The organism is Stenotrophomonas maltophilia group sp. RY12688 (assembly GCF_052149045.1).
GTDB classification, from domain to species: Bacteria; Pseudomonadota; Gammaproteobacteria; order Xanthomonadales; family Xanthomonadaceae; genus Stenotrophomonas; species Stenotrophomonas sepilia.
The window spans coordinates 3,166,310-3,190,467 of sequence record NZ_CP197389.1; the positions used below are offsets into that span (position 1 = coordinate 3,166,310).

General features: G+C 67.4%; 18 protein-coding genes. 7 read left to right on the forward strand and 11 right to left on the reverse strand.

Annotated features, from left to right (window positions below; all coding sequences use genetic code 11):
• Window positions 1-50: 50 nt before the first annotated feature.
• From pbpC to prpB, 9 genes are all read right to left on the reverse strand, one after another.
• A complete protein-coding gene (gene pbpC, locus ACS0OT_RS14895; RefSeq protein WP_188239622.1) occupies window positions 51-2,432 on the reverse strand; it encodes a penicillin-binding protein 1C in 2,382 nt (793 codons plus the stop codon).
• 49 nt (window positions 2,433-2,481) lie between these two features.
• Window positions 2,482-7,389: an alpha-2-macroglobulin family protein gene (locus ACS0OT_RS14900; RefSeq protein WP_188239621.1), complete on the reverse strand. Its 4,908-nt coding sequence runs from the start codon at window positions 7,387-7,389 to the stop codon at window positions 2,482-2,484.
• 160 nt (window positions 7,390-7,549) lie between these two features.
• A complete protein-coding gene (locus ACS0OT_RS14905; protein WP_139727501.1) occupies window positions 7,550-9,010 on the reverse strand; it encodes a bifunctional 2-methylcitrate dehydratase/aconitate hydratase in 1,461 nt (486 codons plus the stop codon).
• A 124-nt stretch (window positions 9,011-9,134) separates the two neighbouring features.
• Window positions 9,135-10,313 carry a 2-methylaconitate cis-trans isomerase PrpF gene (gene prpF, locus ACS0OT_RS14910; protein WP_065196951.1) on the reverse strand — a complete coding sequence of 393 codons (1,179 nt, stop codon included), beginning with the start codon at window positions 10,311-10,313 and terminating at the stop codon, window positions 9,135-9,137.
• 3 nt (window positions 10,314-10,316) lie between these two features.
• The gene (locus ACS0OT_RS14915; RefSeq protein WP_139727503.1) at window positions 10,317-10,679 is read right to left on the reverse strand and encodes a type II toxin-antitoxin system RelE/ParE family toxin; all 363 of its coding nucleotides are present in this window, start codon (window positions 10,677-10,679) and stop codon (window positions 10,317-10,319) included.
• Entirely contained in the window at window positions 10,676-10,918 is a 243-nt protein-coding gene (locus tag ACS0OT_RS14920) for a type II toxin-antitoxin system ParD family antitoxin (RefSeq protein WP_139727505.1), read from the reverse strand. Before ACS0OT_RS14920 ends, ACS0OT_RS14915 begins: the two co-directional genes overlap by 4 nt.
• A gap of 100 nt (window positions 10,919-11,018) precedes the next feature.
• Window positions 11,019-13,637, reverse strand: coding sequence for a Fe/S-dependent 2-methylisocitrate dehydratase AcnD (gene acnD / locus ACS0OT_RS14925; RefSeq protein WP_065178213.1), 2,619 nt, complete (start codon window positions 13,635-13,637; stop codon window positions 11,019-11,021).
• A 97-nt stretch (window positions 13,638-13,734) separates the two neighbouring features.
• The gene (prpC, locus tag ACS0OT_RS14930) at window positions 13,735-14,892 is read right to left on the reverse strand and encodes a bifunctional 2-methylcitrate synthase/citrate synthase (RefSeq protein ID WP_005418357.1); all 1,158 of its coding nucleotides are present in this window, start codon (window positions 14,890-14,892) and stop codon (window positions 13,735-13,737) included.
• Between the two features lie 35 nt (window positions 14,893-14,927).
• Complete coding sequence (prpB, locus tag ACS0OT_RS14935; RefSeq protein WP_442255876.1) at window positions 14,928-15,821, reverse strand: methylisocitrate lyase; 894 nt, start codon at window positions 15,819-15,821, stop codon at window positions 14,928-14,930.
• Between the two features lie 154 nt (window positions 15,822-15,975).
• Here prpB and prpR point away from each other — a divergent pair, with 154 nt between their 5' ends.
• Complete coding sequence (prpR, locus tag ACS0OT_RS14940; RefSeq protein WP_139727509.1) at window positions 15,976-17,559, forward strand: propionate catabolism operon regulatory protein PrpR; 1,584 nt, start codon at window positions 15,976-15,978, stop codon at window positions 17,557-17,559.
• Window positions 17,560-17,643: 84 nt separating this feature from the next.
• Here the strand turns inward: prpR and pdxH are convergent, their stop codons facing one another.
• Window positions 17,644-18,243: a pyridoxamine 5'-phosphate oxidase gene (gene pdxH / locus ACS0OT_RS14945; RefSeq protein WP_065178210.1), complete on the reverse strand. Its 600-nt coding sequence runs from the start codon at window positions 18,241-18,243 to the stop codon at window positions 17,644-17,646.
• 40 nt (window positions 18,244-18,283) lie between these two features.
• Between pdxH and ACS0OT_RS14950 the strand changes: the two genes are divergently transcribed.
• Window positions 18,284-19,111 (forward strand): kinase, encoded by an 828-nt coding sequence (locus tag ACS0OT_RS14950; RefSeq protein ID WP_139727511.1) that lies wholly within the window; start codon window positions 18,284-18,286, stop codon window positions 19,109-19,111.
• 6 nt (window positions 19,112-19,117) lie between these two features.
• Here the strand turns inward: ACS0OT_RS14950 and ACS0OT_RS14955 are convergent, their stop codons facing one another.
• Entirely contained in the window at window positions 19,118-19,321 is a 204-nt protein-coding gene (locus ACS0OT_RS14955; protein WP_005410663.1) for a dodecin family protein, read from the reverse strand.
• A gap of 98 nt (window positions 19,322-19,419) precedes the next feature.
• Between ACS0OT_RS14955 and ACS0OT_RS14960 the strand changes: the two genes are divergently transcribed.
• The 5 genes from ACS0OT_RS14960 (at window position 19,420) to mdtD (ending at window position 24,023) form a co-directional block, all read left to right on the forward strand.
• Window positions 19,420-19,962 carry a shikimate kinase gene (locus ACS0OT_RS14960; RefSeq protein ID WP_005418375.1) on the forward strand — a complete coding sequence of 181 codons (543 nt, stop codon included), beginning with the start codon at window positions 19,420-19,422 and terminating at the stop codon, window positions 19,960-19,962.
• Complete coding sequence (gene aroB, locus ACS0OT_RS14965) at window positions 19,959-21,071, forward strand: 3-dehydroquinate synthase (RefSeq protein WP_005418377.1); 1,113 nt, start codon at window positions 19,959-19,961, stop codon at window positions 21,069-21,071. The genes ACS0OT_RS14960 and aroB overlap by 4 nt, the downstream gene beginning before the upstream one ends.
• A 102-nt stretch (window positions 21,072-21,173) precedes the next feature.
• Window positions 21,174-21,413 carry a WGR domain-containing protein gene (locus tag ACS0OT_RS14970; RefSeq protein ID WP_053498927.1) on the forward strand — a complete coding sequence of 80 codons (240 nt, stop codon included), beginning with the start codon at window positions 21,174-21,176 and terminating at the stop codon, window positions 21,411-21,413.
• A gap of 25 nt (window positions 21,414-21,438) precedes the next feature.
• Window positions 21,439-22,521 (forward strand): uroporphyrinogen decarboxylase, encoded by a 1,083-nt coding sequence (hemE, locus tag ACS0OT_RS14975; RefSeq protein ID WP_032954409.1) that lies wholly within the window; start codon window positions 21,439-21,441, stop codon window positions 22,519-22,521.
• Window positions 22,522-22,613: 92 nt separating this feature from the next.
• Window positions 22,614-24,023: a multidrug transporter subunit MdtD gene (gene mdtD / locus ACS0OT_RS14980; protein ID WP_005418383.1), complete on the forward strand. Its 1,410-nt coding sequence runs from the start codon at window positions 22,614-22,616 to the stop codon at window positions 24,021-24,023.
• Window positions 24,024-24,158: the final 135 nt, after the last annotated feature.

The window sequence follows — 24,158 nt, forward strand, 5'->3', positions numbered from 1 at the left end:
GCACGGCGGTGTCGTTGGCGCTGGACCGCGCGCCGCGCATTGCCCGGCGCCTACCGGAGGACAGTGAACCGTACCTGCGTCCACGCGCCGTCTGCGGCCAAGGCGGTCAGGGTATGCGCACCGGGATCGGCGAACTCGCGCTGCATCAACTGCGCGCCGTGGGTCTGCGCGATCCAGCGGCCGTCCAGCAACCAGTCCACCGCCTGCTCGCTGCCCAGCGCGCGCAACTGCAGGCGCACGCCGTGTTCCGAATTAGGCGCGCGCGCCAGCGTGGCGCCGTCATTGAGCCCGTCCACATGCAGCGCGACGCTGGCCTCGCGCCCGTCGTCGCGGCAGTCTGGCGACAGTCCCGGCAACTGCGAAGCCTCGCGCGTGGCCTTGGGCAGCCACGGTGACAGCAACGCCGGCCAGCGCGCGATCTCGCGGGCGACTTCTTCGTGCGGCAAGCGGCAATCAGCAGACACGCGCAGTCCGCTGCGGGCATCGGCCAGGTAACGCTGCCGGCCCGGCTGCCAGCGCCGCGCCTCGCGTTCGGGGAAGGTCGGCGGTGCGGCGCCATCGAGCAGGTAGGCTGGCATCCGCCGCTGGCACAGTGCGGCCGGCAGTCCCTCGGCACGTTCGCCAGTGGGCCAGCAGATGTCTTCCTGGCTGACACTGGCCGGCATCGGCGCGGCCGCCGAATCACCACGCTGGCGCGGCAGGCTGTCCACCACTTCGAACATCAGCGGCAGCGCGGTGACCGCGCCGTACTGGCCCGGCAACGGAGTACCGTCCGGCCGGCCCACCCACACGCCCACCGTGTAGTGGCGGGTACTGCCGATCGCCCATGCATCGCGGTACCCGTAACTGGTGCCGGTCTTCCACGCCACGCGCGGGCGGCCACCGACATCGAACGTCCCGGCGCTGTACCCCGGGCGCGGGTTTGATTCGAGCATCTCGCGCACGATCCAGCTGGCGCCCGGCGAGGCCAGGCGCCGCTCGATCATCGGCTCGTCGTCGGTGTAACGCACGCGGCCGGCGATACCGCTCCGGTTGAACGCGGCGAACGCGCCGACCAGGTCTTCCAGGCGCGCGCCGGTGCCGCCCAGGATCAGCGACAGGTTGGGCGAACTGCCCGGCGGGAAGCGCAGCTGGATCCCGGCGTGCGACAGGCGGGCAGCGAAGCGCGCCGCGCCGACCCGCTGCAGCAGATCCACCGACGGCACGTTGAGCGACAGCCGCAATGCGCTGGAGGCACCGATGGGCCCATTGAAGGCCATGTCGAAGTTGCCGGGGCGGTAGCTGCCGAAACTCTGCGGTGCATCGACCAGCAGGCTTTCCGAATGGATCAGGCCATCGTCCAGCGCCATCGCGTACAGGAACGGCTTGAGCGTGGAGCCTGGCGAACGCCAGGCCTGCACCATGTCCACGTGACCCAGCCGCTGGCGGTCACCGAAGGACAATGTACCGACATAGGCGCGTGCCTGCAGGGTCCGGTTGTCGACCACCAGCAGGGCCGCCGAGGTACGCTCGGGCAGCGTCGAGAAATAGCTGGCCACGCGCTCTTCCAGCGTGCGCTGCAGGCCGATGTCGATGCTGCTCTGGATGCGTGCCTGGCCCGGATGCGCCGAGTGCAGGCGCTGCGCCAGCAGCGCGGCGTGCAAGGGAGGGCGTAGCGAACGCGCCACCACGTTCTCGACGCGCGCATCCTCCACTTCTTCCGGTGTCCACGCGCCCAGCTCGGCCATGCGTGACAGCACCTTGTCGCGCGCCTTCTGCGCAGCTTCCGGATGGCGGTCCGGGCGCAGCCGGCTGGGCGCCTGTGGCAGCACCGCCAGCAGCGCAGCCTCGGCATGCGACAGCTGCGCCGCCGGCTTGCCCAGATAGGCCCAGCTGGCCGCTTCCACGCCTTCGATGGTGCCGCCGTAGGGTGCACGCTCCAGGTACAGGGCCAGGATCTGCTGCTTGCTCAGGTGCACCTCAAGCTGCACCGCACGCAGCATCTGCTTCAGCTTGCCCCACGGGGTGCGTGAGTGCGGATCGAGAATGCGCGCGACCTGCATGGTCAGGGTCGAGCCACCGGACACGATGCGGCCGCCGCGCAGCAGCTGGCCGCTGGCCCGCAGGATCGCCAGCGGGTTGATGCCCGGATGGCGCCAGAACCAGCGGTCTTCATAGGTCAGCAACGCCTGCAGGTACAGCGGTGAGACGCTGTCGATCGAGGCCGGATAGCGCCACACGCCCTCGGCATCGGCAAACGCGCGCAATGGCGTGCCGTCGGCAGCCACCACCAGTGTGCTGGTATCACGCTGCTTCGGCAGCGGCGGCGGGAAGGCGAAATCCAGCACCAGCAGCAGCGCCAGCGCAGCGGCCATGCCCCAGCGCAGCCACGGCCACAGCGGCCGCCACCGGCGGCGCAGGGTCGCCAGCCGGGTCGTCATCGTGTTCTTCATTGCGGGTTGCCAGCAGGACGGGCCGCGCCGTCGCGGCCCGTGCGCGCGGTCACGGCTGTACCACCGTGATCGTGGTCGGGTTGCTGCGGCCGACACCGCGCAGCTGCGGCCGGTACATGTCCTCCACCAGCGGCGGCGGCACCGAGTAGGTACCCGGGGTCACCGCGCGCACCAGGTAGAACACGTTGGCCTTGCTGCCACGCGAGAGCTTCAGCGCGGCCACGTAGCGGTCGTCGCGGAACTCCTCGTGCTTGGTATCGGCGGCCTCACCCCGGTCGCTGATGGTGATGCCATCGACCACCACGTCGGCCCACTGCTTGGCATCGCCCAGGTTGAAGTTCTCGATCTCCAGGCCCGCCGGCAGCAGGTCGGTCAGCAGTGCATCGGGCATCGTGGTGTCGGCGGTGACGGTGACGCGCACGATCAGTGCTTCGCCTTCCTTCAGCGGGCGCGGCGACCACGGCTTGCCATCGGTACCGAAGTAACTGCGTTCAATACCCACTACGCTGTTGTCCGGTGCGGGCGCACTGCGCGGGATGCCGGCCACATCAATGCTGGCGAACATCGGCGGCTGCCCCTGCGGGGTGAAGCGCACGCCGCTGGCCAGCTCGCTGGCGCTGAAGTTGCGGCCGAACAGCTTGCGCTCGCCGATGGCTTCGGTGCTGCCACCGATCACCAGCTCACCGGCCACCAGCGCCTTCTGGTTGGCGGCCAGGGCCTTGCCGAGGCGGGCAATCGCCACCTGTTCCTGCGTGCTCAGCCACATCCAGCCGGCATTGCGGCGCGCATCCAGGCCACGGCCAAGATCCACCGCACGCGCATCCCAGGCGGGCTTGGCCAGCTTGTTCTCGTGGGTCAGCGCGATCATCAGTGCATCATCGCGGATCGCACTGCCGTAGTCGCCGAAGTACGACGGACGTTCGCTGCTGGACTTGGCGAAGGCCGCCGCCAGCGCGGCCTGGCCACGCTTGGCATCACCCTGCAGCGACAGCGCCACGCCCAGGTGGACCAGCGACAGGCCACCGACCGCCTTGCTGCGTTCGTTGTCGTACAGCGTGCGCAGGGTACCCAGCGGTGCACGATTGACCCGGGCCAGCACGTAGCCCGAATACGCCTGGTTGGCGAACTTCAGCTTCTCGCGATCCTCCTGGCCATAGAACTGATTGCCGCCGGACAGCAGATCCTCGCTGAGCCGGTTGAGCGCCTTCTGCAGCACGTTGTCGGGCACGGCGAAGCCGGCGTCCTTGGCATCAAGCAGGAACTCGGTGATGTACGGGGTCAGCCATGGGTTCACGTAGCCATCGTCACCCCACATCGAGAAGTTGCCATTGGCCACCTGCATCGACGCCAGGCGACCGAACGCACCTTCCATGCGCTCTCTACGGGTTTTGGCATCCAGGCCATCGGCGCCGAGCATCGACGAGGTGGCCTGGTCCAGGATCAGCGCGGCGTAACCCTTGCTGGTGGTCTGCTCGGCACAGCCATATGGATAGTTCAGCGCGCCCTGCAGTGCACTGGCGAACGGGATCGGCGGCAGCGGGCTGACCAGCAGGCGGGCATTCACCGACTCGGACATCAGGCCCTCGGTCAGGCTGTTGTCGAGGCTGACCGCCGCCAGCGGATCGAGCGTGCGCACCTGCGAACGTAGCACCTGCGGCCACGCCGCACGCACCGGCAGGTCGTAGCGGCGATCGGCCTTGAAGCCGTTGCCGTCCACCCGCACCCTCACCTTGGCCACGCTGTGGCCTTCGCGTGCCGACAATGGGAAGCTCAGCGTGGTCTTGGCGTCGGCATTCAACTGCACGCTGCGGCTGCCCTCGCCCAGGTTCAACGGGCCCTCGGTTTCCACCTTCACGTTGAACTGGCCCGGCTTGCCGGTGAAGTTCTGCACGTCCAGGGTCACGGTGCTGCGGTCGCCCGGGGCCAGCACGCGCGGCATGCTGGCTTCGGCCAGGATCGGTGCGCGCACTATGGTTTCCACGTCGCGCTTGCCGTACTGGTCATCGCTGTAGACCAGCGCCGACACGCGCAGGGTGCCGTTGAAGTCCGGCACTTTCAGCCGGATGCGGGCATTGCCCTTGGCATCGAGCTGTACCGGGCCGGAGAACAGGTCCACGGTCTGCACGCGCGCGGTCGGGCGCTTGGCCTGCGGCAATGCCTGCAGCGCCATGTCGCCGCCGAACTTCAGCTTGCCGCTGCCACCATCGAAGCTCTCGATCACCCGGCTGTAGATGTCGTAGGCATCGATACCGAGGCGACGCTGGGCAAAGAAGTGTGCACCGGCATCGGGCACCGGGAAACGGGTGATGTTGAGGATGCCCACATCCACCGCCGAAACGGTGACGTGCGCGGTCTTGCCGGCCAGCTGCGGCGCACTGACGGTTACCGGCAGGTCCTGCTCCGGGCGCATCTGCTTGGGCGCGACCAGGCCGACGGCCACGGTGCGGCCCTTGCGGTCCATCGGCACGTGCACCACGCCCACGGCACGGGCCGGGGTGATCTTGCTCGGCGCACTGCCGCCACGGAACACCAGCGCGGTGATGTAGACGTCGTGGCGCTCCCAGTCGGCGGTGACCGGGATCTTGAAGGTCGAACCCGGCTTGGCCTCGATGTCCTGCACATACAGCATGCGGTCGGTCTCGACCATCAGGATGCCCTTGCCGGCGTGCGGCGGGGTCACCGTCACCTCCAGGGTGTCACCGGCCTTGTAACCGGTCTTGTCCAGGCCCAGCTTGACCTTGTCCGGGCGCGCATCCAGGCCACGGTTGTCATCGCCCCAGCTCCAGCCGGCACGGAACGGATAGCGGCTGGTCAGGCCGGTGGACGGATCGAACACGTCCACCCGGTACTCGCCCCACTCCACCGGGAAATCAAAGGCGACCGCGCTGTTGCCGGCATCGACGGTGCGGGTTTCCCTGTTCTCGAAACGGCGGGTGAAGTCGTAGTCCCAGCGGTTGTCGTTGAAGGTCCAGTGGTAGTCGCGCAGCTCGCGCACCAGGGTGATCTTCAGGCCCTTGGCCGGCTGCGGCGTACCGGCAGCATCCACGCGCATCAGCTCGAAGCGCGCATTGCCATTGGAATCGGCGCCATCGTCCGGGTTGAACAGCGGCCGCACGCCGACCAGCGCATTGGCCGGCCACATCACCCGCTTCAGGGTGCGGGTGACTGTGCGGCCGCCGGTTTCATACAGGCTGCCGGACAGCACCACGGCGATCGGCGCCTTGGCCTTGGCCGCCTCTTCCGGCAACGCCACATCCTCACGCAGCTGGCCATTGGCCGGCAGCGTGGTATCGATCACGTCCTTGGCCTCGCGCGGCAGCTGCAGGGTCGGGTCACCGAAGAAATAGCCCGGCAGGCCGTCCACCGGCTTCTGTTCGGCGGCCACCGCCATGCGTGCGGTGAAGCGGTTGCCATCGGCCGGTGCGCCATACAGGTAGGCACCATTGGCCTGCAGGCGCAGGTCCTCACCCGGCTTCAGCGTCTTCTGCGCACTGTCCAGGTCCAGCTTCATGCGTTCGGGCAGGAACTCCTCGATGCGCAGGGTCATGCCCTGGATCGCTTCCTTGCTGGCCGGGTCGGTGCGGAACTCGACCTGCCAGCGCCCGGTCGGCGCCTCGGCGGGGATCACCTGCTCGAAATTGATGTAGCCCTGGTCGCCTGGCTGCAGGCGGGTCTCGCGGAAGGTCTTGCCGTCGGGCTGTTTCAGCCGCAGGAACACCGGTTGCGCCTTGACCGGCTTGCCGTCGTTGTCGCGCAGCAGCGCGGACAGGCGCACGGTCTCGCCGGGGCGGTACAGGTCGCGCCCGGACCAGGCATAGACGTCGAACCAGGCATTGTCACGGCCGGCCACGGCGAATTCGCTCAGGTCCAGCGCCGGCTGGTTGAACGGCAGGAAGCTGGTGTCCTTGCCACTGCTGGCGACCAGCACGTGGGTGGCATCCAGGGTGTAGTTCAGCAGCGCATTACCATTGCCGTCGGTACTGCCCTTCAGCACCACCTCGCCCTTGGCGTCGAGCACGCGCAGGTCGATGCCCTTCAGCGGCGCGCCGTCCTTGAGGCCGGCGGTGTGCACGAACAGCTTGTCCTTGTAGGCGCGGGTATGCAGGCCGATGTCGCTGACCGAGAAGAACGCGGTGTCGAACTCGCCTTCGTAGTCACCGGTACGCTTGAGCAGGGCGAAGTACAGGCCCGGCTCCTGCAGTTCCTTGATGTCCTGGGTGGGCAGGTAGGTCAGCACCCGCTCGTTCTGCTTGCCGCCAAGGATGAAGCGGTTGACGTAGACCGGCTCGGCCAGCTTGTTGATCGGGCTGCGCTCGTAGTCGCTGCTCAGCTCCCAGCTGCCACGGCGGCCGCCGCGCTGGTACTGGCTGAAGAAGGTCGGAAGATCCTTCTCGCGCACGCGCAGGAATTCGACGTCGACTTCCGGCACGTTCACCGAGACCACCGGCAGGCCACGGCTGTCCTTGGCAGGCAGCACGCTGCCCTGCGAGGCGAAGCCAACCACCGGCTTCAGCTCGCCGCTGAACACCTTCTGCTTCAGTTCCTTGCCCAGGCGGCTGCCATCGGCGGCCAGCAGGTCCGGCGAGACCACCAGGCTGAACTCCTTGCCGGCCTCGACAAACGGGTAGCGCAGGGTCAGGCCGTCATCGGACAGCGTCCAGCTGCTGTCCTCGGTGCCGACCTTCTCCTCGAAGCGCACCAGCGTGTCGAAATCCTGGGTGCCGACCAGCGGGCGCGAGAACTCCAGCGCCAGCGACAGGCCGTCATTCTTCTGGTCCGGGTAGGCCCGCAGCAGGGTGAATTCCTTCACCTGCTCGGCCTTGGTGGTGATCGCCTCGCCACTGGCCTTGGGCAGCTGCCCGCTGTCGTTGCGGCAGCCGGCCAGGCCCAGCAACAGGCCTCCTGCCAGTACCGCCGCCGCCCATCCCCACCGCTTCCGCCGTGCCGGACCGCTCATGTCGTCACTCCTTGATCGAGGTGGCCATTATAGGCAGGCCGCGTCAAGGCGTTGGCGCCCCGGCGGTCGGAAACCCGGTTCCGCCCGGGACCCGCTAGCCGCCAACCTTGGCTGGCGCCCCCCCACATGCCAACCAAGGTTGGCATCTACCAGAGCGGCCTCACCCCGGCTGGTACAGGTCCACATAGTCGGTCACCGGCATTGCCGCCAGCGCCACCGGATCCAGTGATGCCGCCAGGATGCGCTGCTGCTGGACTGTCGGGAAGCGGTGGGCCAGGTGCCGGCGGAACTTGTCCATCAGCAGCGGAATGCCTTCCTCCCGGCGTCGGGCATGGCCGAGCGGGTATTCCACCAGTACCTCGGGCAGCTCAGTACCGTCGCTGAAGCGCACGCCCAGGCCGTTGGCAATGCTGCGCTTGTCCGGGTCCAGGTAGTCGGCGCTGAGTTGCGGATCCTCATGGCAGGCCATCTTCGCCCGCAGGGCATCGATGCGTGGATCAGCGGCAACGTCGTCCTCGTAATCCTCGGCCACCAGCCGCCCGTGCAGCAGCGCGATGGCGACCATGTACTGCACGCAATGGTCGCGGTCGGCCGGGTTATGCAGCGGGCCCTGCTTGTCGATGATGCGGATGCAGGCTTCCTGGGTCCGGATCGCGATATGCGCGATGTCCTCGACCCGCCGCCCCATCGCACGCAACTGCTGGTGCAGCATGATGGCCGCCTCCACTGCGGTCTGGCCATGGAACTCGGCCGGGTAGCTGATCTTGAACAGCACGTTCTCCATCACGTAGCTGCCCAGCGGTCGCCCCAGCGTCAGTGCCTTGCCATGCATCGACACCGCTTCAAAGCCCCAGGTCGGCGCGCTGAGCACGCTGGGGTAGCCCATCTCGCCACTGGCCGCCATCAGCGCCAGGCGCACGCCACGGCTGGTCGCATCGCCAGCTGCCCAGCTCTTGCGCGAGCCGGTGTTGGGTGCGTGCCGGTAGGTGCGCAGGGACTGACCATCGACCCAGGCCAGCGACAACGCATTGAGCATGCGCTCGCGATCCAGGCCGAGCAGCTGCGCAACCACAGCGGTGGTGGCCACTTTGACCAGCACCACGTGGTCCAGCCCGACCCGGTTGAAGGAATTCTCCAGCGCCAGCACGCCCTGGATCTCGTGCGCCTTGATCATTGCCAGCAGCACGTCGCGCACGGTCGGAGGTGGGCGCCGCAGAGCCTGCGCGTTGCGCCCCAGCCAGTCGCAGATGGCAAGGATGCCACCCAGGTTGTCCGAAGGGTGCCCCCATTCGGCCGCCAGCCAGGTATCGTTGAAATCCAGCCAGCGCACCATCGCGCCGATGTTGAAGGCGGCCTGCACCGGGTCCAGCACGTAATGCGTACCCGGAACGCGCGCGCCGTTGACCACGCTGATGCCCGGCACCAGTGGACCAAGCAGTTTGCTGCAGGCCGGGAACGACAGCGCTTCCAGGCCGCAGCCCAGCGTGTCGAGCAGGCAGTGGTGCGCGGTCTGGAACGCCAGCGGTGAGTCGATGCGCGCGTCGCGCACGTAGTCGACGATGCCCACCAGCAGCGCATCCCACGCTGCACGCTCGTTGGATGGGGTGTGGCTGTCGGACATCATCGATCTCCTCGTTGCGGTGCACGGTCGCCCGTGCACCATGCCAACCAAGGTTGGCATCTACCAAAGCAATCTGTCTCTGCGGCCCGGTAGTCGCCAACCTTGGTTGGCGTTCACCAACGCATCACTCGACCGGTACCCGCACCTTGCCTTCCATCAGCACGCGGGCGCTGCGGCTCATGATGGCCTTGGTCACCGTCCATTGGCCGTCAACGAGACCGGCCTGCGCACCCACGCGCAACGTGCCGGAGGGATGGCCGAAGGTCACCGCTTCGCGTTCGCTGCCTCCAGCAGCGCGATTGACCAGCGTGCCCGGAATCGCTGCCGCGGTGCCGATCGCCACGGCAGCGGTACCCATCATCGCGTGGTGCAGCTTTCCCATCGACAACGCACGCGCATGCAGGTCGATCGCCGAGGCCGGAATGACCTTGCCACTGGACGACACGTAGTCCTGCGCCGGTGCCACGAAGGCCACCTTCGGCGTGTGCTGGCGGGTCGCCGCATCTTCCAGGTTCTTGATCAGCCCCATGCGCAAGGCGCCGTAGGCGCGGATCTTCTCGAAGCGCTCCAGCGCCCCCTTGTCCTCGTTGATCGCAGGCTGCAGTTCGGTGCCGGTGTAGCCCAGGTCGGCCGCATTGAGGAAGATGGTCGGAATGCCGGCGGTGATCATGGTCACCTCGAAACTGCCCACGCCCGGCACGTCCAGGGTGTCGACCAGGTTGCCGGTCGGGAACATCGCGCCCGCATCGCCGTCATCGGACGGATCGATGAACTCCAGCTGGATCTCGGCGGCCGGGAAGGTCACGCCATCCAGCTCGAAATCACCGGTCTCCTGCACTTCGCCATCGCGCATCGGCACGTGGGCGATGATGGTCTTGCCGATGTTGGCCTGCCAGATGCGCACGGTGCACAGGCCGTCGCGTGGCACGCGGGACGGATCGATCAGGCCGTTGGCGATCGCGAACGGACCCACCGCAGTGCTGAGGTTGCCGCAGTTGCCGCTCCAGTCGACGAAGGCGGTGTCGATCGAGACCTGGCCGTACAGGTAGTCCACATCGTGGTCCGGCACCGACGCGGTGGAAATGATCACGCATTTACTGGTGCTGGAGGTGGCGCCGCCCATGCCGTCGGTCTGCTTGCCATACGGATCGGGCGAGCCGATCACGCGCATCAGCAGCGCATCGCGTGCGGCGCCCGGCACCTGCGCGGCGTCGGGCAGGTCCTGCAGGCGGAAGAACACGCCCTTGCTGGTGCCACCGCGCATGTAGGTGGCGGGAATACGGAGTTGCGGGAGGAAAGTCATGGATCAGTATCCTGGGTGCGACGAACCAATATCGGGGTTGAGCTCCTCGTCTTCGAGCAGTGCTTCCATACCCCGCGAAGCATTCCAGATGCGCACGATGGAAACGTGCGCAAGTAGCTCCACGTAGTAGACCAGGTAGCCGTCGAAGCGACGAACCGGATGAAAACGCAACGGCGCTGGCAGCGAGGGCAACAGATCCGCATGCAATGTGGAACCAGCACCCGGGTGAGCCTCGACCAGCTTGACGACGGACTCCACCGCATCGATGAAGCCGACTTCCAGCACTTCTCCGCCCTGATCTGCATACCAGGCTGCTGCCTGGTCGAGATCTAGAACCGCTGCAGGAGACCAGTGCGAAGGTCTCACTTGCGGTTCCGAGCACGCTCACGGAGCTTGTCGAAGTGATCCGGCGCCAGAGGCGCCGAAGGACCAGAAGACAGCCCCTCGGCAATCAGCTGCTTGAGCAGTTCTTCGGCCTTGCTGCGCTGGCGCTGGCGGATCAGGTCGCGCACATAGTCCGACGTGCTGGAGTAGCCGCCTTCGCGCACTTCTTCGTCCACGAACTGCTTGAGCGGATCAGTCAGCGAAATGTTCATGGTGGCCATGAGACTCTCCATTGGCAGTTTTTGCCAAGTCAGTGTGCGCCCTGCCCAGGTGTCGGACAAGCCCGCCCCCGGCCTCCGGGGGCAGGCATTCAGGCCGGTATCACGCCACCTTGGCGCCTTCCAGGAAGTCCTGCGCGAAGCGCTGCAACACGCCACCGGCCTCGTAGATCGCCACTTCCTCGTCGCTGTCCAGGCGGCAGGTGACCGGCACGATCACGTCCTGGCCGTCGCGGCGGTGGATGACCAGCGTCAGCTCGGCGCGCGGGGTGCGCTCGCCGACCACGTCGAAGGTCTCGGTGCCATCGATGCCCAGGGTCAGGCGGGTGGTGCCCGGCTTGAACTCCAGCGGCAGCACGCCCATGCCGATCAGGTTGGTACGGTGAATCCGCTCGAAGCCCTCGGCCACGATCGCCTCCACGCCAGCCAGGCGCACGCCCTTGGCGGCCCAGTCACGCGAGCTGCCCTGGCCGTAGTCGGCACCGGCAATGATGATCAGCGGCTGCTTGCGCTCCATGTAGGTCTCGATGGCTTCCCACATGCGCATCACCTTGCCTTCCGGCTCCACGCGCGCCAGCGAACCCTGCTTCACGCTGCCGTCGTCGTTGCGCACCATCTCGTTGAACAGCTTCGGGTTGGCGAAGGTGGCGCGCTGCGCGGTCAGGTGGTCGCCGCGGTGGGTCGCGTAGGAATTGAAGTCCTCTTCGGGCAGGCCCATCTTCGCCAGATACTCACCGGCGGCACTGGAGGCCAGGATCGCGTTGGACGGCGACAGGTGGTCGGTGGTGATGTTGTCCGGCAGCACCGCCAGCGGGCGCATGCCCGACAGCGTGCGCTCACCGGCCAGTGCGCCCTCCCAGTACGGCGGGCGACGGATATAGGTGCTCTGCGGGCGCCAGTCGTACAGCGGGCTGACCGTCGCGCCGTGCTCCACGCGCACATTGAACATCGGGTTGTAGACGCGGCGGAACTGCTCCGGCTTGACCGAGGCCTTGACCACGGCGTCGATCTCGGCGTCGCTCGGCCAGATGTCCTTCAGGCGCACCTCGTTGCCGTCGGCGTCCACGCCCAGCACGTCCTTCTCGATGTCAAAGCGTACGGTGCCGGCGATGGCATAGGCGATCACCAGCGGCGGCGACGCCAGGAAGGCCTGCTTCGCATACGGGTGGATGCGGCCATCGAAGTTGCGGTTGCCCGACAGCACAGCCGTGGCGTACAGGTCACGGTCGATGATCTCCTGCTGGATGGCCGGATCGAGCGCGCCGCTCATGCCGTTGCAGGTGGTGCAGGCGAAGGCGACGATGCCGAAGCCCAGCTTTTCCAGGTCCGGCAGCAGGCCGGCCTCTTCCAGGTACAGCTGCACCGCCTTCGAGCCGGGCGCCAACGATGACTTCACCCACGGCTTGCGCAGCAGGCCGCGCTCATTGGCCTTGCGTGCCAGCAGGCCGGCAGCGATCACGTTGCGCGGGTTGGAGGTGTTGGTGCAGCTGGTGATGGCGGCGATGATCACCGCGCCATCCGGCATCAGCCCCTGTGCCTGCTCGGCCTTGCCCGCTGCCAGCTTGGCCTCGTCGGCGATGCCGCGCTCGGCCAGCTCGGCGGTCGCCACGCGCTTGTGCGGGTTGGACGGGCCGGCCATGTTGCGCACCACGCTGGACAGGTCGAAGCGCAGCACGCGCTCATACTGTGCGGTGGCCAGGTCGTCAGCCCACAGGCCGGTGGTGCGCGCATAGTTTTCCACCAGCGCCACCTGCGATTCCTCGCGCCCGGTCAGGCGCAGGTAATCGATGGTCTGCCCGTCGATGTAGAACATCGCGGCGGTGGCGCCGTATTCGGGGCACATGTTGGAGATGGTGGCGCGGTCACCGATGGTCAGTGCCGCCGCTCCCTCGCCGAAGAATTCAAGGTACGCGCCGACCACGCGCTCCTTGCGCAGGAATTCGGTCAGCGCCAGCACCACGTCGGTGGCGGTGATGCCCGGCTGCGGCCTGCCGGTCAGCTCGACGCCGATGATATCCGGCAGTCGCATCCACGAGGCACGACCGAGCATCACGTTCTCGGCTTCCAGGCCGCCCACACCAATGGCGATCACGCCCAGCGCATCCACGTGCGGGGTGTGGCTGTCGGTGCCCACGCAGGTGTCGGGGAAGGCTACGCCGTCCTGCACGTAGATCACCGGCGACATCTTCTCCAGGTTGATCTGGTGCATGATGCCGTTGCCCGGCGGAATCACGTCCACGTTCTCGAACGCCAGCTTGGTCCAGTCGATGAAGTGGAAGCGGTCTTCGTTGCGGCGATCCTCGATCGCGCGGTTCTTCTCGAACGCCTGCGGATCGAAACCACCACACTCCACCGCCAGCGAGTGATCGACGATCAGCTGCACCGGCACCACCGGATTCACCTTGGCCGGGTCGCCGCCCTTGTCGGCGATCGCATCACGCAGGCCAGCCAGGTCGACCAGTGCGGTCTGGCCGAGGATGTCGTGGCACACAACGCGCGCCGGGAACCACGGGAAATCCAGGTCACGGCGGCGCTCGATCAGCTGCTTCAGCGAATCGGCGAGCGTGGCCGGATCGCAGCGGCGCACCAGGTTCTCGGCCAGCACGCGCGAGGTGTACGGCAGGGTGGCATAGGCGCCGGGCTGGATTGCATCGACGGCGGCGCGCGCGTCGAAATAGTCCAGCGCGCTGCCGGGGAGGTTCTTGCGGTAATCGGTATTCATGGGCTGGCGGAATGCTTGGGGCGGGCCGGGTGCCGGCGGTGCGGCGGCGAAAGCATCCGGCCGGCACGCGGCCGGCCGGATGGGGACAGCAGGTGGATCAGACGCGCTTGTCGATGGCGACGAAGTCGCGGTCTTCCGGACCGATGTAATTGGCGCTCGGGCGGATGATCTTGCCGTCGATGCGCTGCTCGATGATGTGCGCGCTCCAGCCGGCGGTGCGCGCGATCACGAACAGCGGGGTGAACATCGCGGTCGGCACGCCCATCATGTGGTAGCTGACGGCGCTGAACCAGTCCAGGTTCGGGAACATCTTCTTGATGTCCCACATCACCGATTCCAGGCGCTCGGCGATGTCGTACATCTTCATGCTCGACTGTTCTTCGGACAGCTCGCGGGCCACGTCCTTGATCACCTTGTTGCGCGGATCGGAGACGGTATAGACCGGATGGCCGAAGCCGATCACCACTTCCTTGCGCTCGACGCGGGCCTTGATGTCTTCCTCGGCCTCATCCGGATTGTCGTAGCGCTTCTGCACTTCGAACGCCACTTCATTGGCGCCGCCGTGCTTCGGGCCACGCAGTGCGCCGATGCCACCGCAGATCGCGCTGTACATGTCGCTGCCGGTACCGGCGATGACACGACAGGTGAAGGTCGAGGCGTTGAACTCGTGTTCTGCGTACAGGATCAGCGAGGTGTGCATCGCCTTCACCCACGAGTCCTGCGGCTTCTCGCCGTGCAGCAGGTGCAGGAAGTGGCCACCGATCGAGTCATCGTCGGTTTCCACGTCGATGGCACGGCCGTTGTGGCTCCAGTGGTACCAGTACAGCAGCATCGAGCCGAGGCAGGCCATCAGCTTGTCGGCAATGTCGCGCGCGCCCGGATGATTGTGGTCATCCTTCTCCGGCGCCACGCAGCCGAGCACGGACACACCGGTGCGCATCACGTCCATCGGGTGTGCCGACGGCGGCAGTTCTTCCAGTGCGGCCTTCACCGCGGCCGGGATGCCACGCAGCGACTTCAGCTTGGCCTTGTACGAAACCAGCTCGGCGCGGGTTGGCAGCTTGCCGTGCACCAGCAGGTAGGCGATTTCCTCGAACTCGCTGGTGTTGGCCAGGTCCAGGATGTCGTAGCCACGGTAATGCAGGTCGTTGCCACTGCGGCCCACGCTGCACAGCGCGGTGTTGCCGGCGGCGGTGCCGGACAGGGCGACGGACTTCTTCGGCTTGAAGGTCGGGGTTGCGGTCGTATCGTTCATGTTTCCCTCCGAAACTTGATGGTGCAGGGTACTGCTTATTTCTTGGCGGCGAACAGCGCATCGAGCTGCTGCTCGAAGGCGTGGTAGCCGATGCGGTCGTAGAGTTCTTCGCGGGTCTGCATGGTTTCCACCACGTTGCGCTGGTGGCCATCGCGGCGCACCGCCTGGTAGACGTTCTCGGCCGCCTTGTTGGCCGCGCGGAACGCCGACAGCGGGAACAGCTGGATCGCAACACCGGCCGAAGCCAGTTCATCGCGGCTGAACAGCGGGGTGGCACCGAATTCGGTGATGTTGGCCAGCACCGGCACCTTCACCGCGTCGACGAAGCGACGGTAGGTGTCCAGGTCGTAGGCCGCCTCGGCGAAGATACCGTCGGCACCGGCCTCGACACAGGCAATGGCGCGCTCGATGGCCTTGTCCACGCCGTCCACCTGGATGGCGTCGGTACGCGCGATCAGGAAGAAGTCCGGATCGGTCTTGGCATCGGCGGCAGCCTTCACGCGGTCGACCATTTCACCCTGCGAGACGATCTCCTTGCCCGGACGGTGACCGCAGCGCTTGGCGCCAACCTGGTCTTCGATGTGGCAGGCGGCCGCGCCGGCCTTGATCAGCGATTTCACGGTGCGCGCGATGTTGAACGCACTCGGCCCGAAGCCGGTATCGATGTCCACCATCAGCGGCAGGTCGCAGACATCGGTGATGCGGCGCACGTCCACCAGCACGTCTTCCAGGGTGTTGATGCCCAGGTCCGGCAGGCCCAGCGAGCCCGCGGCAACACCGCCGCCGGACAGATAGATGGCGCGGAAGCCGGCGCGCTTGGCCAGCAGGGCGTGGTTGGCGTTGATGGCGCCGATCACCTGCAGCGGCGATTCGGCAGCAAGCGCCTCACGGAAGCGGGCACCGGCGGAGAAAGGGGAGGAAGCGGTCATGCGGCAATCCAGGTTGGAGAACGGATAGGTAGGCGCAAGCACCATGCCAAGCTGCAAGCCGTTGATTTCACGGGGATGACCGCCACGCAATAGTGAAACGTATGAAACACTGAAACGGATGTATCATGAAACATCACGTCGACCTCCAGCCGCCATGTACCTGCCCCGCTCACCCCTGCGCCACGCCGACACCGACCCCGGTCGCCCGGTGATCTGGACGGTCAGCGTCTCGCGCCTGACCGGCCTGCTCGGCGATGTCATTCCCGAATTCGATCGACGCGCGCGCATCGAGCAGATCAACCTAGGTTTCGAGGAAGCGGTGGATGTGATCGGTCAACGCCTGCGCCGCGAGCATTGCGACGTGGTCATCGCCGGCGGCTCCAACGCGGCCTGGCTGCGCGGTCGGCTGGAGCTGCCACTGGTGCCGATCCAGGCCAATGGCTTCGACCTGATGGAAGCGTTGGCCCGTGCCCGCCGCATCGCCAGCCGCATCGGCCTGGTCACCCACGCCAGCGACGTACCGGCGTTCAGCAACTTCCAGCAGAGTTTCGGCCTGGATATCGAGCACCGCCGCTTCGTCACCCGCGAGGATGCGCGCGACTGCATCGCCGACCTGCGCGCCAACGGCATCGAGGTCATCGTCGGCACCGGCATGGCCATCGACCATGCCGAGCAGGCCGGCCTGCCGGGGGTACTGCTCTATTCGGCCGACTCGGTGCGGCAGGCGTTTGAACATGCGCTGGAGCTGACCCAGGCGCTGGCCCGCTCCAGCGGCAACCGAGCCGCCCCGCGCCGGCGCCCGGCAGCGCGTGCCGACACGCATGAACTGCTCGGCGACAGCCAAGCGATGGCCCAGGTGCGCGCACAGATCGCGCTCTACGCACCGCACGACAGCACGGTGCTGGTCACCGGCGAAACCGGCACCGGCAAGGAACTGGTAGCGCGTCAACTGCACGCCGCCAGCGGCCGTCGCGGGCGCTTCGTGGCGCTGAATTGCGGCGCCATCAGCGAATCACTGCTGGAAGCCGAACTGTTTGGCTACAGCGATGGTGCCTTCACTGGTGCACGGCGCGGTGGTCGCGTGGGCCTGGTCGAGGCCGCCGATGGCGGTACGTTGTTCCTGGATGAGATCGGCGAACTGCCGCTGCCGTTGCAGACCCGCCTGCTGCGCGTGCTGGAAGAACGCGAGGTGCTGCGTGTCGGCGCTACCGAACCGACCGCAGTCGACCTGCGCGTGGTGGCCGCCACCCTGCAGTCGCTGGAGCAGCGCGCGGCGACCGGCAGCTTCCGTCGCGACCTGTATTACCGGCTGGCCGCGCTACGCATCGCCCTGCCCCCGCTGCGTGCGCGGCGCAGTGACATCCCGCTGCTGGCACAGCACTTCTTCCGCCAGCTGCGTGGCATCGACGCGCCATTGGATGAGGATGCACTGGCGTTGCTGAGCGCGGCCGAGTGGCCGGGAAACGTGCGCGAACTGCGCAATCTGGTGGATCGACTACGCATCCACTGGCAGCCGGCTGAAGGGCCTATTGATGCTTCGCGACTGCTGCAGCTTGCGCCCGAGCTGGCAAGCGAAGGCGCGGCGGCACTGCCGCTGGAAAGCAACGGCAAACGCCCGCCGCGTGCGCAGCTGGAAGCATTGCTGCAGGAACATCGCAATGACCGCGAGGGCATGGCACAGGCGCTGGGCGTATCACGCACCACGCTATGGCGCTGGCTGCGCGCGGAGGGTCTGTAGAGCCGAGCCCATGCTCGGCTGCTTCTGCAGGGACAACAGCCGAGCATGGGCTCGGCTCTACAGCAGCCCCGGCACCGCCCTGACTTACGGATACAGCAGTCGCTTGCTCCAGCGCCCTTCAGCACCGGCTTCATAGCACCAGCGCTCGTGCAGGCGGAACTGCGCGCCGTACCAGAACTCGATGCGGTCAGGCACCACGCGCAGGCCGCTCCAGCCGTCCGGGCGCGGCACGTCCTGGCCCTCGAAGCGGGCTTCGACCTCGGCCACGCGCGCGTCGAATTCCTCGCGCGTGGCCAGCGTCTTCGACTGCTGCGAAGCCCAGGCGCCGATCTGGCTCATCCGCGGGCGGCTGGCGAAATAGGCGTCGGCCTCGGCATCGGCCACCTGCTCGACGCGACCCTCGATGCGCACCTGGATGCCGGCCTCGCGCAGGCTGCGCCACAGGAACAGCAGTGCAGCCTGCGGATTGGCCTGCAGCTCCCGGCCCTTGTGGCTGTCCAGGTGGGTGTAGAACACGAAGCCACGCTCATCGAACGCCTTCAGCAGCACGGTGCGCGCCGACGGACGGCCGTGCGTATCGGCGGTGGCCACGGTCATGGCGTTCGGCTCGACCTCGCGGCTCTGCCTGGCCTCTTCGAACAGGCTGGCAAACGTGGACAGGGCTTCGGCGTACAGGTCGCTCATGATTGCGTTCTTCTCACACGGATTGGGCTATTGTGGCTGCATGGCCGCTGCTGCGTATATGCCCCAGGTGAAAGGATTCCCCGAAACATTGGCCGAACAGGTGCTGGACGACGCACTGGGCAGTGGCGCAGCGGTTCCAGTATTGGCGATCAGCGGCCTGCAGGGGAGCGGCAAATCGACGCTGGCCGCGCAGGTCGTGGCCCGCGCCCAGGCACGCGGCCTGAACGCCGCCACGCTGTCCATTGATGATGTCTACCTGACCCGCGCACAGCGGCAGCGGCTGGCCCGCCAGGTGCATCCACTGCTGATCACCCGGGGCCCGCCGGGAACCCATGACCTGCCGCTGGCCCACGCAGTGCTGGATGCGGTGGCCGCGCGCCAGCCCTTCGCGATGCCGCGTTTCGACAAGCTGGCCGACGAACGCCTGCCCGAAGCGCAATGGCCGCGCCTGCACCAACCGCTGGACCTGCTGGTGTTCGAAGGCTGGTTTCTGGGCACGCCCGCGCAGGATGACAACGCGCTGGACAGCCCGTTGAACGCGCTGGAGCGCGAGGCCGACGCCGATGGCCGCTGGCGGCGCTGGTGCAACCAGGCGCTGGCCCGCGACTACCCGGCGCTGTGGCAGCGCTGCGACCGGCTATGGTTCCTTCATCCGCCGGATTTTTCGGTGGTACCGCGCTGGCGCTGGCAGCAGGAGCAGAACCTGCAAGCCGCGCAGCCGGGCCGGCACGGCATGAGCCGGCCACAGCTGGAGCGCTTCGTGCAGTACTACGAGCGGGTCAGTCGGCAGGCACTGCACACCCTGCCCGCCCTCGCCGACCACGTGGTGGTACTGGACGGCCAGCGCCAAGTGCAGGACGTGCGCTGAGCACGCCTATTCCACCAGGAAGGTCACCCGCAGGTTGACCCGCCATTCGGTGATCTCGCCGCTGCCATTGGTGACCACCTTGGTCTCGTTCACCCAGGCGCCCTGGATGCCCTTGACCGTCTCGGAGACCTTCTTCAGCCCACTGCGCACGGCGTCCTCCACGCTCTTCGGCGAGGAGGCGGTGATTTCGATGACCTTGGCGACCGTCATGGCCTGTACTCCGGCTGGCGCGGGAGACCCCGCTGGAACGCCTACCCTGACGTGAAGAACGTAAAGGCCAGGGCACGGAGGTGTTAGCATCAGAGGGCATGAATCCTGCTCCGAACCTGATCCTGATCGGCCCGATGGGCGCCGGCAAAACCTGCATCGGCCGCCGCTTGGCCGAGCGCTTCACGCTGGACTTCGTCGATGTCGACCAGGCCATCGTCGATGCCGCCGGTGCCAGCATCCCGACCATCTTCGAGCACGCCGGCGAAGCCGGTTTCCGCAACCATGAACGCGAGGCCCTGGCCCGTGTGCTGGAAGGCCGCGGCCAGCTGGTCTCCACCGGCGGCGGCGCGGTGCTGGACCCCGACAACCGTGCACTGATCGCCCGCCGCGGCTTCGTGGTCTACCTGCGGGTCAGCGTGACCGCGCAGCTGGAACGCCTGGCCCGCGACAAGGGCCGGCCGCTGCTGCAACGCCCGGACCGCGAGCAGGTGCTGCACGACCTGGCCGCACACCGCGACCCGCTATACCGCGAACTGGCCGACCTCACCCTCGATACCGACCCGTACACCGCTGCCGATGCGACTGCCCAGCTGGTGGTCAAGCTGGCCACGCAATGGCAGCGCCAGGACCTGACTGCATGACTTCCCCCGCCCTGCTGCAGGTCGCCGTTGGCGGCGACCGCCCCTACACCATCACCATCGGCGCCGGTGCCCAGGCCGATGGCGCTGCACTGGCCGCGCACGTTCGCGGCCGCCACGTGCTGCTGCTCAGCGACAGCGAAGTCGCCCCGCGCTATCTGGCACCGGTGAAGCAGACCCTGCTGGCCGCGCGCCCCGACCTGATCATCGGCGAGCACGTGCTGGCCGCCGGTGAGGCCTCCAAGACGCTGGCCGAATTCGGCCGCGCGATCGAAGCGCTTGCGGCGCTCGGCGCCACGCGCGACGCCTGTGTCTTCGCCCTCGGCGGCGGCGTGGTCGGTGACCTTGCCGGATTTGCCGCCGCCTGCTGGATGCGCGGCGTGGACTGCGTGCAGCTGCCGACCACCCTGCTGGCGATGGTCGATTCGTCGGTGGGCGGCAAGACCGCCGTCGACATCCCGGCCGGCAAGAACCTGGTCGGCGCCTTCCATCCGCCGCGTGCGGTCATCGCAGATACCCGCGTGCTGGCCACCCTGCCGCCGCGCGAACTGCGTGCAGGCCTGGCCGAAGTGGTGAAGTACGGTGCGCTGGGCGACGCGGTGTTCTTCGAATGGCTGCAGCAGCATGCCGATGCGCTGGTCGCCGGTGAAGACCACGTGCTTTCCGAAGCCATCGCGCGCAGCTGCCGGCACAAGGCCGCCATCGTCGAGCGCGATCCGTTCGAGAAGGGCGAACGTGCCCTGCTCAACCTCGGGCATACCTTCGGCCATGCCATCGAAACCGAGCAGGGCTACTCGGCTCCAGGCCGCGATGCGCTGAACCATGGCGAGGCGGTGGCGGTGGGCATGGTGCTGGCGGCGAAGCTGTCCACCGACCTCGGCCTGGCCGACGATGCCGACCGCGCTCGCCTGCAGGCACTGTTGGAACGCCTCGGCCTGCCGGTGGCGATCCCGGCCGGGCTGGACCCGCAGGCCCTGCTCGGCCGCATGCGCCTGGACAAGAAGAACGTGGCCGGCCGCCTGCGCCTGGTGCTGTGGCGCGGCATGGGCCGCGCCGAAGTGGTGCCGGACGTCGATGAGGCGGCGGTACTGAAGGTGCTGTCAGCCAGGTAGAGCCGGCCGCTGGCCGGCTCCTCCACGCATGAAGTTGCCGGCCAGCGGCCGGCACTACCACGTTGCGGCAGGGGTCACCCCTGCCCCGCTACAATCGGCGCCATGCACGTCTACCTGCAACATCCCGACGCCGGTGCGCAGGCACCGCGTTTCCTGCGCCTGAGCCTGCAGCCGGACCTGTTCGGCGGCTGGGAGCTGCTGCGCGAGAGCGGCCGCGTCGGCAGCCGCTCGCAGCTGCGGCGCGAGCTGTTCCTGCAGGCCGACGACGCCCGCCACGCCTTCGAGAAGGCCCGCGATGCCGAACTGCATCGCGGCTTCCAGATCCTTTCGCACGGCGACTGACGCCGCTGCTCCTCCCGTCCAAGGAATGCCCATCGTGACCAGCCCTCTCCGCAACGATCGCCTGCTGCGCGCCCTGCGCCGCGAACCGGTGGACTGCACCCCCGTCTGGCTGATGCGCCAGGCCGGCCGCTACCTGCCGGAATACCGCGCGACCCGGGCCAAGGCCGGTAGCTTCCTGGCCATGGCCAAGACCCCGGAGATCGCCTGCGAAGTCACCCTGCAGCCGCTGCGCCGGTTCCCCCTGGACGCAGCCATCCTGTTCTCGGACATCCTCACCATTCCCGATGCGATGGGCCTGGAGCTGTACTTCGTCGAAGGCGAAGGCCCGAAGTTCCGCCATCCGGTGCGTGATGAAGCGGCCATCGCCAAGCTGGCGGTGCCGGACATGGAGCAGGACCTGGGCTACGTGATGGATGCGGTACGCCTGATCCGCCGCGAGCTGGACGGCCAGGTGCCGCTGATCGGCTTCTCCGGCAGCCCCTGGACGCTGGCCTGCTACATGGTGGAAGGCGGCGGCAGCAAGGATTTCGCACGCATCAAGGCGATGGCGCTGAACCATCCGCAGGCGCTGCACCGCCTGCTGGAGGTCACCACCGAAGCGGTGATCGCCTACCTCGGTGCGCAACGCGCGGCCGGTGCGCAGGCGCTGCAGGTGTTCGACACCTGGGGTGGCGTGCTGTCCCCGGCGATGTACCGCGAGTTCTCGCTGCGTTACCTGCAGCGGATTGCACAGGGCCTGGATCGCGGCGAAGGCAGCGAGCGCACGCCGCTGATCCTGTTCGGCAAGGGCACCGGCCTGCACCTGGAAGCACTGTCGCAGACCGGCGCCGATGCACTTGGCCTGGACTGGACGCTGGACCTGGACGAAGCAATGCGCCGCACCGGTGGTCGCGTCGCGCTGCAGGGCAACCTCGACCCGACCACGCTGTACGCCTCGCCGGATGCGATCGCCACGGCCGCAGCGCGCGTGCTCGACACCTATGCCGCCGGCAACGGCGGCTCGCGCGAAGGCCATGTGTTCAACCTCGGCCACGGCATGTCGCCGGACATGGACCCGGCGCATGTGCAGGTCCTGGTCGACGCGGTGCACGCGCACAGCCAACGCTGAGCATTCCGCATGCCATCACGGCGCGATGTTGATCGCGCCGTGACCCGCAGTGCGCGATCATGGCGGCCCCCACGCTGCACCGGCCACACCCCATGTCCACATCGCCATCGACCTACAACCGCCAGCGTCCCCTGCTGTGGCTGGTGTCCCTGGCGATCTTCATGCAGATGCTGGACTCGACCATCGTCAACACGGCGCTGCCAGCGATGGCGGCCAGCCTGGGCGAGAGCCCGCTGCAGATGCAGTCGGTGGTGTTCAGCTATGCGCTGGCGGTCGCCACCTTCATTCCCGCCTCGGGCTGGATCGCCGACCGCTATGGCACCCGGCGCACCTTCCTGGTGGCGATCATCCTGTTCACCCTCGGCTCGCTGGCCTGCGCGTTGGCCCAGCACCTGCACCAGCTGGTCGGCGCGCGCGTGCTGCAGGGCATCGGCGGTGCGATGCTGCTGCCGGTCGGTCGGCTGGCGGTGATGCGCTCGGTGCCGCGCGAGGATTTCCTGCGCGCGATGAGCTTCATCGCCATCCCCGCGCTGGTCGGCCCGCTGATCGGCCCGACGCTGGGCGGCTGGCTGGTCGAGATCGCCTCATGGCACTGGGTGTTCCTGATCAACCTGCCGATCGGCGTGATCGGTTTCATCGCCGCGATGAAGATCATGCCCGACCATTACGCCAGCCATCGCACCCGTTTCGACCTGCGCGGCTACATCATGCTGGCCTTTGCGATGGTGGTGCTGTCGCTGGCCTTGGACGGCATCTCCGGACTCGGCACCCCACACGCGCTGGTGATGCTGATGACGGTCGCGGGCCTGGCTGCGCTGGTGGGCTACTGGCTGCATGCCGCCAATTCCACCGCACCCTTGTTCTCGCTGGCCCTGTTCCGCGTACCCAGCTACCGCATCGGCATCCTCGGCAACCTGTTCTCACGCATCGGCAGCAGTGCCATGCCGATGCTGATCCCGCTGCTGCTGCAGGTCGGCCTCGGCCTCGGCCCGATGAACGCCGGCCTGATGATGGTGCCCGTAGCGGCGGCTGGCATGGTGTCGAAGAAACTGGCAGTGAAGCTGGTCGAACGTTACGGCTACCGCCGCGTGCTGATGACCAACACCGTGCTGGTGGGGCTGGCAATGGCCAGCTTCATCCTGATGACACCTGGCCAGCACCTGGCCTGGCGCCTGGTGCAGCTTGCGTTCTTCGGCGCGGTCAATTCACTGCAGTTCACCGTGATGAACACCGTGACGCTGCGCGACCTTGACCGCGAATTCGCCAGTTCCGGCAACAGCCTGCTGTCGATGGTGATGATGCTGGCCGCCGGTTTCGGCGCTGCGGCGGCCGGCAGCCTGCTGGCCGCGTTCGGCAATCACCTGGACAGCAACAGCGCGACCGCCGCGCTGCATGCCACATTCCTGTGCGTGGGCGCGATCACCCTGACCTCGACGATGATCTTCTGGCAGCTGCCTGACACCAAGCCCGAACCGCGGCAGGTCGAGCACGTCGCGGAGTGAGGATGGTTCGGCAGGGCCTGCGGCCCTGCACCCGCGGTAGTGCCGGCCGCTGGCCGGCAACAGCAACAGCCAAAGCGGCATTCCGTGGGTTGGCGGGGCGGTGTCGCAGTGCGGGGACGCCGCAAGTACGTCCCT

Bases quoted from the DNA above. Each gene is read 5' to 3' on its own strand.
- pdxH (WP_065178210.1), bottom strand. From the start codon at position 18,243: ATGAGCGACCTGTACGCCGAAGCCCTGTCCACGTTTGCCAGCCTGTTC.
- ACS0OT_RS14955 (WP_005410663.1), bottom strand. From the start codon at position 19,321: ATGACGGTCGCCAAGGTCATCGAAATCACCGCCTCCTCGCCGAAGAGC.
- prpF (WP_065196951.1), bottom strand. From the start codon at position 10,313: ATGACTTTCCTCCCGCAACTCCGTATTCCCGCCACCTACATGCGCGGT.
- ACS0OT_RS14905 (WP_139727501.1), bottom strand. From the start codon at position 9,010: ATGTCCGACAGCCACACCCCATCCAACGAGCGTGCAGCGTGGGATGCG.
- ACS0OT_RS14900 (WP_188239621.1), bottom strand. From the start codon at position 7,389: ATGAGCGGTCCGGCACGGCGGAAGCGGTGGGGATGGGCGGCGGCGGTA.
- ACS0OT_RS14970 (WP_053498927.1), top strand. From the start codon at position 21,174: ATGCACGTCTACCTGCAACATCCCGACGCCGGTGCGCAGGCACCGCGT.
- prpB (WP_442255876.1), bottom strand. From the start codon at position 15,821: ATGACCGCTTCCTCCCCTTTCTCCGCCGGTGCCCGCTTCCGTGAGGCG.
- prpC (WP_005418357.1), bottom strand. From the start codon at position 14,892: ATGAACGATACGACCGCAACCCCGACCTTCAAGCCGAAGAAGTCCGTC.
- prpR (WP_139727509.1), top strand. From the start codon at position 15,976: ATGTACCTGCCCCGCTCACCCCTGCGCCACGCCGACACCGACCCCGGT.
- pbpC (WP_188239622.1), bottom strand. From the start codon at position 2,432: ATGAAGAACACGATGACGACCCGGCTGGCGACCCTGCGCCGCCGGTGG.
- ACS0OT_RS14920 (WP_139727505.1), bottom strand. From the start codon at position 10,918: ATGGCCACCATGAACATTTCGCTGACTGATCCGCTCAAGCAGTTCGTG.
- ACS0OT_RS14950 (WP_139727511.1), top strand. From the start codon at position 18,284: ATGGCCGCTGCTGCGTATATGCCCCAGGTGAAAGGATTCCCCGAAACA.
- ACS0OT_RS14960 (WP_005418375.1), top strand. From the start codon at position 19,420: ATGAATCCTGCTCCGAACCTGATCCTGATCGGCCCGATGGGCGCCGGC.
- hemE (WP_032954409.1), top strand. From the start codon at position 21,439: ATGCCCATCGTGACCAGCCCTCTCCGCAACGATCGCCTGCTGCGCGCC.
- aroB (WP_005418377.1), top strand. From the start codon at position 19,959: ATGACTTCCCCCGCCCTGCTGCAGGTCGCCGTTGGCGGCGACCGCCCC.
- mdtD (WP_005418383.1), top strand. From the start codon at position 22,614: ATGTCCACATCGCCATCGACCTACAACCGCCAGCGTCCCCTGCTGTGG.
- acnD (WP_065178213.1), bottom strand. From the start codon at position 13,637: ATGAATACCGATTACCGCAAGAACCTCCCCGGCAGCGCGCTGGACTAT.